This is a genomic window from Modestobacter altitudinis, assembly GCF_005930475.1.
In the GTDB taxonomy this organism is placed as follows: Bacteria; Actinomycetota; Actinomycetes; order Mycobacteriales; family Geodermatophilaceae; genus Modestobacter; species Modestobacter altitudinis.
In genome coordinates this window covers 1-10,198 of the sequence record NZ_SJEW01000112.1, presented here as the reverse complement: position 1 = coordinate 10,198, position 10,198 = coordinate 1, and the positions used below count along the sequence as shown (strand labels likewise).

Genomic DNA, 10,198 nt, shown 5'->3' with positions numbered 1-10,198 from the left:
CTGGACAACATCGTGCGCGGCACCAAGCGCCCGCCGACCGAGTTCAGCATCGTGTCGGTCGGGGCGGACTGCCAGTTCACCCGGGTCGTCCGCTTCTCGATCGCCCCGTCGGCGGACCCCGCGATCCTGGCCGGGGGCACCGCCGCCGGCGACACCCCGCAGGCCTTCGGCGACGACGTCACCGCCTCCACCACCTACTTCCGGCCGCAGTCGGTGGCCGACGACCGCAGCTGCAGCACCCAGTTGGGCCTCTCCGCCGAGCAGCCGTGGCCGAGCTCGGACTGACCCGCGCGAGGCCGACCCGGCCGAGGCGCTGCCGTACGGGACTGACCGTCCGCGCACCTCAGGGGCCATGGTGGCCAACATGGCCCCTGAGGTCGTTCAGTCGCCCTTGACGTTGACGACCTGGTGCAGCGTGTGCCGGATCTCGACCAGCTCGGCCGCGTCGCGCATGACGACGTCGATGCTCTTGTAGGCATCGGGGTGCTCGTCGAGGAACGCGTCCGAGTGGCCCCAGGCGATGCCCGCCATCCGCCGCTCCAGGTCCGCACGGGTGAACAGCCGCCGTGCCGCGTTGCGGGAGTGGTTCCGCCCCGCGCCGTGCGGCGAGGAGGTCAGCGAGTCGGCGTTGCCCCGGCCGGCGACGACGTAGGACGCCGTCCCCATCGACCCCGGGATCAACCCGAGCTGGCCCTCCCGCGCGGAGATCGCACCCTTGCGGGACAGCCAGACGTCCCGCCCGAAGTGGTGCTCGCGCTCGGTGTAGTTGTGGTGGCACTGCACCTGCTCGAGCCGCTCGACGTCCTTCCGCAGGAACCGGCCGACCTGCTCGGCGACCCGGTCCATCATCTCCTCGCGGTTGAGCGCGGCGAACCGCTGCGCCCAGCGCAGCGCCTCGACGTAGGCGTCGAACTCCGGCGTGCCCTCCTCCAGGTACGCCAGGTCCCGGTCGGCGAGCTCGATGCCCCGCTCCCGGCACCACTCCTGCGCCCGGCGGATGTGCACCGAGGCCAGCTTGTTGCCCACCCCGCGGGAGCCGGAGTGCAGGAAGAGCCACACCCGGTCCTGCTCGTCCAGGGAGACCTCGATGAAGTGGTTGCCCGAGCCGAGCGAGCCCAGCTGCAGCGGCCAGTTGTGCGCCGCGCCGTCGGCCTGGGCGATGCCGGGCATCGCCCGCAGCTCCTCGACCCGCGGCTCGGCGCTGTACCGGACCTTCTTGTTGTAGCGGCCGGCCGAGAGCGGGACCGACCGGGAGATCTGCCCGTGCAGCACGGACAGGTCCTGCCCCGCGAGGTCGGCGGCGGCGAACTGGGTGCGGACGGCCATCATCCCGCAGCCGATGTCGACACCGACCGCAGCCGGGATGATCGCGCCGTCGGTGGGGATGACCGAGCCGACGGTGGCGCCCTTGCCGAGGTGCGCGTCGGGCATCAGCGCCAGGTGCGGGTGGATGAACGGCATCGCCGCGGTGCGCTCGGCCTGCTCGCGGGTGGTGGGCTCGAGGATGGACGCCCAGTTGAGCAGGCGTCCGTTGATCTTCTCCATGGTCCTTCTTCATGCAGAGGGCAGAAGTGGCCACTTCTGCCCCGGGGGTGGGTGGTGCCGCGCGGCCGGTGCAGTCAACGCGACCGGGCGTCGTCCGCGCACCCGCATTACCCGGGGAGGGTCCGTGGAAAGCTGCGGGGCGTGCCCGCCACCCGCAGCGCCGGTGTCCTGCTCCACCGCACCAGGGACGGCGTCCTCGAGGTGCTGATCGGGCACATGGGCGGGCCGTTCTGGGCCAGGAAGGACGCCGCCGGGTGGTCGATCCCCAAGGGCGAGGCGGGCCCGGGGGAGGAGCCGTTCGCCGTCGCCCTGCGCGAGTTCGCCGAGGAGCTGGGCTCGCCGGTGCCCGCTGAGGCGTTCCGCGACCTCGGCGAGCTGCGGGTCAGCAGCGGGAAGGTGCTCAGCGTGTGGGCGGCCGAGGGGGACCTGGACGCCGCGGCCACCGTGAGCAACACCTTCACGATGGAGTGGCCGCCCCGGTCGGGCCGGCAGCAGGAGTTCCCGGAGATCGACCGGTCCGCCTGGTTCCCCGTGGACGTCGCCCGGGAGAAGCTCGTGGCGGGCCAGGTGCCCTTCCTCGACCGGCTGCTGGCGGCGCTCGCCTGATCTCCGGCGCGGTTTCCCACGTCAACTGCCCGGGCACCGCGGGAGGACGAGCCCGGACGACGGAAGGCACCTCCCATGCAGGTCGGCTACAAGATCGCCACGGAGGCCTTCGGGCCGAACGAGGTCGTCGCGCAGGCGGTGGCAGCGGAGGAGGCCGGCTTCGACTTCGTCGAGCTGTCCGACCACTTCCACCCGTGGCTGGAGGAGCAGGGCCACTCCGGCTTCACCTGGTCGATGCTCGGCGCGATGGCGGCGCGCACCCAGCGGATCGGGCTGGCGACCGGCGTGACCGCGCCGATCATCCGGTACCACCCCGCTGTCATCGCCCAGGCCGCGGCGACCACGCAGATCCTCTCCGGCAACCGGTTCACCCTCGGCATCGGCTCCGGTGAGCGGCTCAACGAGCACGTCGTCGGGGGTGGCTGGCCGGCGGTCCGGATCCGGCACCACATGCTGCGCGAGGCGCTGGAGATCATCAACCTGCTGTGGCAGGGCGGCTACCAGTCCTACGAGGGGGAGTACCTCACCCTGGAAGACGCCCGGATCTGGGACCTGCCCGACCAGCTGCCGGTGATCGCGGTCGCCAGCGGCGGACCGGGTGCCTCCAAGCTCGCCGCCGAGTACGGCAGCGGGCTGTTCGCGACCGAGCCCAAGAAGGAGCTCGTCGACGCCTTCGTCCAGCACGGCGGGAGTGGGCCGAGGTACGCCGAGGTGCCGATGTCCTGGGCGCCGACCGAGGACGCCGCGGTGCAGGCGGCGCTGCAGACCAGCCGCTGGGCGCTGACCGGCTGGCCGGTGATGAGCGAGCTGCCCAACCCGGTCAACTTCGACGCCGCGAGCACCACCGTGGACGCCGAGGACATCCGGGGCCAGTTCTCCGTCGGCCCGGACCTGGACGTGCACGTGCAGCAGGCGCAGCCCTACGTCGATGCCGGCTTCGACCACATCGTGCTGCAGAACACCGGCCCGGACCCCGACGGCTTCCTCGCCGTGTGCAAGGACGAGCTCATCGAGCGGGTGCGGTCGCTGACCCCGTCGTCCTGATCGACCGGCGGGTCCCGGTTGAGCGCGGCCCCTGGCGGGCACCTCACGCAGGTCTGCGACGAGAGGAGACCCCCATGGGGCTGTTCGCTGCCCTCACCAAGAGCGCGCTGGCGAAGAAGGCGATCGACGAGGGTCGGAAGCCGGAGAACCAGGCCAAGATCAAGAGCGCCATCGCGTCGATGCGCAACAAGAAGGGCGGCTCGGCAGGGAAGGCGGGTCGCGGCTGACCTCGGCGGTCCGGCACCGCCGTCCTGCCGAGCTCCGCAGCCTTCCTGCCATCGGCGTGCCGGGGCAGGACATGCGGCACCGGCGGCGGCCAGACTCCCGCGCGTGCCCCTCGACGACCTGGTGCCCGACTCCGCCGCTGCAGCCCTCGCCCTCGAGGTGGCGCAGCGCTTCCACTCAGCTGCGCTGCTGAACCACTGCCGCCGCTCCCACCTGTGGGCGGCGGAGTACGCCCAGTCGCGGGGGATCGCCGTGGACGCCGAGCTGCTCTACGTCTCTACGATGCTGCACGACCTCGGGCTGGTGCCGGCCTTCGACAGCGCGACGCTGCCGTTCGAGGAGGCCGGGGGAGCCGTCGCGTGGGTGTTCGCCGCCGGCGCCGGCTGGGACGCCGACCGCCGACGCCGGACCGCGGAGGTCATCGTCGCCCACATGGCCGACGAGGTGGACGTCGCCGTCGACCCCGAGGGGCACCTGCTCGAGCTGGCCACCGGGCTGGACGTGTCCGGTCGCCGTCCCGAGGACTGGCCGGCGGACTTCCGCGCCGAGGTGCTCGACCGCTTCCCGCGGCTGGACCTGGCCGAGGAGTTCGTCGGCTGCTTCACCGAGCAGGCCCGCCGCAAGCCGTCGTCCCTCGCCGGCCGGTTCGTCGCCGGCGGGTTCGCCGACCGGGTGCGGGCCAACCCGCTGGACGCCGGCTGACCTCGGGTCGGGAAGAGTCGAGCTCTGCTCCACCCGTGGAGCAGAGCTCGACCGTCCGGCGAGTCAGGTGGTGAAACGGCCGTCGGGCTGCGCGGTGAGCCGGCCACGGGCGACCGCGGCGGCGAGGCCGGCCTGCAGCAGCGGCAGCTGCGCCGGGGTGCGGCGGCGGGAGCCGAAGACCTCCAGCGTGCGCAGACCGAGCTCGTCCTCGGTCAGCCCGCCGGCGGCGCGGGCCAGCGCGGCCATCGCGTTGCCGATCTCGACCGGGGGCACGTGCTCCAAGGGCCGCTGGGCGCTGCTCGTCTGACGGCGGAACCACGTCCAGGTCTCCCGGTCGGTCCCGGCCGGCCAGACGAACTCGCCGTCGACGACGGCCGTCCGCGGCAGCAGGCCGAGCAGCGCGTCCCGGCGTGCCTCGGCGACCCGGGTCAGCCCGAAGGCACCTGCGGTCAACCGGGTGAGCCGGTCGCGGTGCACCGGGCCCTCGGCCTTGAGACCGGCGGCCAGCACCCGGCGGACCACCTTGGCGACGGCGGGGTCGGCCAGCTGGTCGAGCTGCTTCTTCTCCCCGGCCGGTCGCGGGCTCCACGGGACGAACGGCTGCTCCTCGTCCAGCGGCTCGGCGACCGGTCGCACCGTCGCCCGCCGCACCGACGGGGTGGCCTTTCCCAGCGGCACGCTCCGGGCGACCACCGGCTCCGCCGAAGTCACGCCTTCGGCGACGACCGGCTCCGCCGAAGGCGTGCTCGTGGCGACGACCGGCTCGGCCGGAGGCGTGCCTTCGGCGAGGGGCTCGGGAAGAGGCTCGGGGACGACGGGCTCGGGGGTGGGCGCCGGGCGGAGCGGGATGACGTCGGCGAGCGGGCCGTCGTAGGCGGGCTCCGGCTCGGGCGCCGGCTCGTCGGCGACCGGGACGGCGTCCACCGCGGCGACCAGCCGGTCGAGGACCTCGTCACGGTCGGCCAGCCAGGCCGGCAGCCAGACCCGCTCGACCGCCGGCCAGCCCACCAGCTCGCCGAGCACCTCGACGGGGAGCCCGTCGCGGTCACCGACGGTGCGCCGCCGAGCCCAGGCCGGGCCGTCGAGCAGCACCGCGAGCAGCGGGACGTCGGGCGCCGCGGCGCGGGCCACGGTGAGGTCGATCCGGAAGTCGGACAGCCCGACGTCCGTGCGCACGACCAGGCCCCGTTCCCGCAGCTCGGCGGCCACCTGGTCGCGGTGCCGGTCACGGGCTCCGACGGCCGTCGGCCGGAGGAGCGCGTCGGCGCCGCGCGCCGCGGCCTCCAGGTAGCCGCGGAGGTGTGCGACGCCCAGGGCCGTGCCGTCGTCGGGCGGCAGCTGCTCCGGGGCGAACGAGCTGACCACGACGACCTGCTGCCGCGCCCGGGTGACCGCCACGTTCAGCCACCGCTCGCCACCGTCGCGGGCGAGCGGGCCGAGGTCTGCCGACCACCGGCCGGCGGCGGGGGCGGCGCCGGTGGACAGCACCACGACGTCCCGCTCGTCGCCCTGCACGTCGGCCAGCTGCTTGACGAACAAGCCCTCGCCGTCGAGGCGGTCCAGCGCCTCGGTCACCCGCTCGTCCCCGGCCTCGCGCAGCAGCGTCTCGACCAGTGCGCGTTGGGCGGCGTGCAGGGTGACCACGCCGAGGGAGGAGGCCCCGGCCGCGAACCGGCGCACCACCTCGGCGACGACCGCCCGGGCCTCCACCGGGTTGGTGCCGGCCTCCGGGCCGGAGCGCAGGAGGGCGCCGTCGACCTGCACCAGCGAGATCGGGGACGGGCGGTGCCCGGGCGCCGGGAAGGTGGCCAGCCGGTCGTCGTAGTACCGGGTGTTGCTGAAGGCGATCAGCCGCTCGTCCCGGCTGCGGTAGTGCCAGGACAGCGACCGGCGGGGCACGCCGGCCCGCACGCAGGCGGACAGCAGGTCCTCCCGGCCGTCGCCCGGTCGCAGCTGCTGGCCGTCCCCGACCACGACGGCGGCCCGCGCCCGGCCGAGCGCGCCGACGGCGTCGGTGACCCGGAGCCGGGACGCCTCGTCGAACACGACCAGGTCGAACAGGTCCGGGGCTGCGGGGAGCAGCCGGGACACCGAGTCGGGGGTGGCCAGCACGCAGGGCAGCACGGCCGTGACCAGGTCGAGGTCGGTCGCCAGCAGGTCGCGGACCCCGGGTCCGCGGCGGTGCTCGGCGAGCTCCCGCTGCAGGGCCGCGACCCGCTGGTCGCCGGCGGCGCCGGAGGGCCGAGCCGCCAGGACGGCGGCCGGCACGGCGGAGGTGAGGTGCGAGCGGACCGCGCGGGAGGCGGCGGTGAAGCGGCTGAGCACGCTCTCGTGCAGCCCGGCGTCGAAGGCGTCCAGACCGGTGGTGGTCAGCCGCTCGGCCACCGAGGCCTCGGCCAGGCCGCGGTCGAAGGCGCGCACCGCGTCGTCGGCCCGCACCACGCCGTGCCGCAGCTGGGCGCGTGCCTCGGTGAGCCCGGCCAGCCGGAGCGGCTCGAGGGTGTCCAGCAGGCTCACCCAGCGGCGCAGCGACATGGGGTGCACGTACTCCACACCCCGCTCGGGGCGGGTCATCGTCCAGCGCAGCGCGAGCCCGTCGGTGCCGCTCCACGCGGCCAGCTGCGCGGAGTTGCTGGAGCACGCGGTCAGCAGGGTGACCACGGCGTCCCGGAGCCGGGCGATGGTGCGCGCCGCGCCGGCATCAGCGACCGGTCCGCCGGCCAGGAAGCGGCGCAGCGCGGCGGCCGGGACGGTGGAGCCGTCGACGGCGGAGGCGGCCCGCCGCAGCCAGCGCACCTCGGCGTCGAGCACGAAGCGACCGGAGTCCAGGAACGGGTTCCACCCGGCCGGCACCTGCAGGCCGGGGATGGTGACGGCGCGGGCCGCGACGGCGTGCACAGCGGCCTGCAGCCGGCCGAGCGACTCCAGCAGCGCCGGCAGGTCCTTGGTCCGCACCGTCGCGCCCGGCTTCAGCACGGGCTCCAGCTGCGCGCGCAGGTCGGCCAGCGTGCCGCGCCGGCCCCACCAGCCGGTGGCGGCCGCGGTCTGGGCCCGCGCGACCAGGTCGGCGAGCGGCAGCGCCAGCGCGTCGGGGGTGACGGTCTCGAGCGCGGGGTGCACGGCACCGGTCAGCGCGGCGATCTCGCCGGTCACGTCCGCGGTGGCCGCGGCCCAGCGCGGCGAGCGCACCTCGTCGAGCACGTCCAGCGTCACCCGCGGGCCGGTGAGCAGGTGCACCAGGGTGTCCAGGTCCTCGACCGACCGGACCGCCCGCACGGCGGCGGCCAGCCCGCCCCCGCCGGGCAGCTCGCGGACAGCGGTGTCGACGGCGACGGCCGCCTGCTGGACCGCGGTGATGTCCAGGTCGATGGTGTCGATGAAGCCCCACGCGTGCCCGGCCGAGGGGCGGGCCAGGCCGGCGATCTCAGGCAGCAGGGCGAGCGCGCGGCGCACCGCCGTCACCACGTCGGCGTCGGCGCGGGCAGCGAAGGCCGGGGTCACCGGGAGCACCGGGACGTCGGCGTCGGCGGCCAGCACGACCTCGTGCGCCGAGGAGAACGACAGCCCGCAGGGGTTCTCGGCGTGCAGCCGCTCGGCGTACCGGGCCAGCGTGCGGGTGGCGGAGGCCAGGTCCTCGGCGTCGGCGGCCAGGCCCTGCTCGTCGACGTCGACCGCGTGGGCCAGTGCCGTCCGGACCTGCGCCCGGACGACGGCCGGCCGGCTGCCCCGGGCGTGCAGGTCGAGCGTGATCGGGCCCATGCCGACCGCGTCGAGCCGGCGGGCGAGGCCGTCGAGCGCGGCCCGCTTGCCCGCGACCACGAGCACCCGCCTGCCCTCGGCGACGGCGTGGGTGACCAGGTTGGCGATGGTCTGGGTCTTGCCGGTGCCGGGCGGGCCCTCGAGCACGAACGTGTGCCCGGCGGTGCCCTCGGCGATCGCCTGCAGCTGGGTGGCGTCGGCGGGCAGCGGGCAGCGGGCGGCGAGCTCGTCCAGGTCCACGGCCTCCGCGGTGGCCGGCACCGGGCCGGGAACGAACTCGTCCGGGGTGCCGGTCAGGGCGGCCACCAGGGGGTGCTCCGCCAGGTCGGCCCCGGAGGCGTCGAGGTCCTGCCACAGCCGGACGTCGGTGAGCGGCAGCACTGCCAGCTCCGCGGTCGGCTCCACCCGCCACGGCAGCGAGCGCTCGGCCACGGCCGCCCGGACGGCGTGCAGCGCGGCGGTCAGGTCGATGCCGGTCCCGTCGGCGGAGGGCGTGTCCAGCCCGGGGACGTCCAGCCCGTGCCGCCGGCGCAGCAGCTCCCGCAGGCAGTCGTTGGGGCGAGGGGTGCCGGACTCGTCGGCGGTCAGCCGGTGGCCCCCGCCACGGGCCGCGGTGCTGAGGACGACGGGCACCAGCACCAGCGGCGAGCGGACCGGCCGGCCGTCGAGCTCCCACACCAGGGTGCCCAGGGCCAGGTACAGGTCGTTGGCGCCGGTCTCCTCGACCACGGTGCGCGCGTCGTGCGCGAGCGCCCGCAGCCGCGGCAGGTGCTCGGCCTCGGGGAGGGCCACGTGCACGGCGCGCTGCCCGGCCAGCAGCGCGGTGAGCTGCTCGGCCGGCAGCTCACCGGCCGGCCGGGGACCGGGCTCCACGTGCAGCCCGGGAACCCGGTCCCCGGGCAGCAGGGTGAGCGTCGCGCCGGCGCCGAGCAGGTCCTCCAGCACCGGGAGGGCGGTCTGCGGCACGGTCAACGGCAGACCGGCGCGCGCGGGGAGGTCGACCAGCGGGTTGCGCCGGGTGAGGTCGAGCAGGGTGTCCGCACAGCGCTGCAGCGGGGACCGGGCTGGCTCGTCCGCTGCTCCGACCTCCGGTGCGTCGTCCGTCGGGACGTCCTCCGTCGGGACGTCGTCGGTGCGCGACGGCAGGGGCTCGATGCCCTCGTGGCGGGCGCGGTGGACGTCGGTGACCCCGAGGACGCCGGTGAGGTCCCCGGTCAGCCACGCGGAGTACGCCGGGCCGTGCAGGTCGGCGCTGGTGTTGCCGCGGTCGGTGAGCAGGCGGGTCTCGACCAGCCCGATCCGGCCCCGGTCGACGAGGTCGACCAGCGCGGTGACGTCGGTGGTCGCCGCCGCCTCGGTGCTGCGCTCCTCGCGCCAGTAGCCGAGGAAGGCGTGCTCCGGGACGAGCCACAGCAGCGGGCGGAGGCCGGCCTGCTCGAAGGCGGCGGCCAGGGTCAGCACCAGGTCCAGCGAGGTGCCGACGCGGCCGTCGAGGACCTCGCCGGGGGTGCGCGGTGACCGGCCCGCACCGCCCGCAACGGTCTCCTGGTAGCGGACCTCGCGGCGGCGCACGGCCCAGGTCAGCGCCTCGACCACCTCGTCGACCCGCTCGGCGTCGTCGGCCCAGCCGGACATGCTGCCGCTGCCGGTGCCGGCCTCCAGCAGGTCGGTTGCCTCGGCGACCAGCGCCCGGACGGCCGGGTCCCCGGGCCGGACGTGGGCGGCGAGCTGCGCCAGGCCCTGGGGCGGGGGAGCGGCCGGCCGGCAGCCGGCAGGTGGCACCTCGACCGGTGTGGTCGGGCCGTCGACGGCGACGGCCGGGGACGCCGGCGGGACCGGCTCCTCGGTGGCCCACTGGAGGTCCGCGACGTTGCCCATGGGTGGTGTCTACCGGAGCGGACGGACCGTTCCCGTCAGGCGCAGCCGGGCGTGGGACTGCTGTGACACCAGATGTCGAGTGGGTCCTGGGAGCCCTGGTCAGTGGCCCACGGCGGGGCCGTGTCAGCCGTCGTTCAGAGCCGGGCGAGCTCGCTGCAGTCGGGGCACAGCGCGTCGCAGACCTCGGGGCGCGGAGGCCAGGCGACCTCCTCGTCGCGGGCGACGTAGGCACCGCAGAGGGCCTTGCGGCCGCGGGCGCCGGACAGGCCGAGGGTGGCGTGTGCGGGTCCGATCAGTCGCGGCTGCTGGCCGGCGGGGTCGCTCAGCGACCCGACCATCAGGACGGCGCGAGCTGTTCGGTACGGGAACCCCATGGGTCCACTGTGGAGTCGGGCCGGACATGCTCAGGGCAACACGCCCGCCGCACCAGCCCCGGCGC

7 protein-coding genes and 1 pseudogene are annotated in these 10,198 nt (G+C 75.5%); 5 read left to right on the top strand and 3 right to left on the bottom strand.

From position 1 onward, the window contains the following. Window positions 1–285 (top strand): annotated as a pseudogene (locus tag FHL79_RS24035) (metallophosphoesterase family protein); the annotation flags it as partial. A 96-nt stretch (window positions 286–381) separates the two neighbouring features. On the opposite strand, the gene FHL79_RS24030 reads toward FHL79_RS24035, so the two are convergent. Then, entirely contained in the window at window positions 382–1,545 is a 1,164-nt protein-coding gene (locus FHL79_RS24030; protein ID WP_138761075.1) for an RtcB family protein, read from the bottom strand. A gap of 141 nt (window positions 1,546–1,686) precedes the next feature. Here FHL79_RS24030 and FHL79_RS24025 point away from each other — a divergent pair, with 141 nt between their 5' ends. From FHL79_RS24025 to FHL79_RS24015, 4 genes are all read left to right on the top strand, one after another. Then, window positions 1,687–2,151, top strand: a complete 465-nt coding sequence (locus tag FHL79_RS24025; protein ID WP_138761074.1) for an NUDIX hydrolase — start codon at window positions 1,687–1,689, stop codon at window positions 2,149–2,151. 75 nt (window positions 2,152–2,226) lie between these two features. Next, on the top strand, window positions 2,227–3,195 hold the full coding sequence (locus FHL79_RS24020) for a TIGR03557 family F420-dependent LLM class oxidoreductase (protein ID WP_138761073.1): 969 nt from the start codon (window positions 2,227–2,229) through the stop codon (window positions 3,193–3,195). A 74-nt stretch (window positions 3,196–3,269) separates the two neighbouring features. Next, on the top strand, window positions 3,270–3,422 hold the full coding sequence (locus FHL79_RS25320; protein WP_171058331.1) for a hypothetical protein: 153 nt from the start codon (window positions 3,270–3,272) through the stop codon (window positions 3,420–3,422). A 103-nt stretch (window positions 3,423–3,525) separates the two neighbouring features. Continuing rightward, window positions 3,526–4,122 (top strand): HD domain-containing protein, encoded by a 597-nt coding sequence (locus tag FHL79_RS24015; protein WP_138761072.1) that lies wholly within the window; start codon window positions 3,526–3,528, stop codon window positions 4,120–4,122. A 63-nt stretch (window positions 4,123–4,185) separates the two neighbouring features. Here FHL79_RS24015 and FHL79_RS24010 read toward each other — a convergent pair whose 3' ends face one another. Both FHL79_RS24010 and FHL79_RS24005 read right to left on the bottom strand, forming a co-directional pair. Beyond that, entirely contained in the window at window positions 4,186–9,759 is a 5,574-nt protein-coding gene (locus FHL79_RS24010; protein WP_138761071.1) for a DUF3320 domain-containing protein, read from the bottom strand. Between the two features lie 134 nt (window positions 9,760–9,893). Further along, window positions 9,894–10,133 (bottom strand): hypothetical protein, encoded by a 240-nt coding sequence (locus FHL79_RS24005; RefSeq protein ID WP_026844433.1) that lies wholly within the window; start codon window positions 10,131–10,133, stop codon window positions 9,894–9,896. Between the last annotated feature and the right edge of the window lie 65 nt (window positions 10,134–10,198).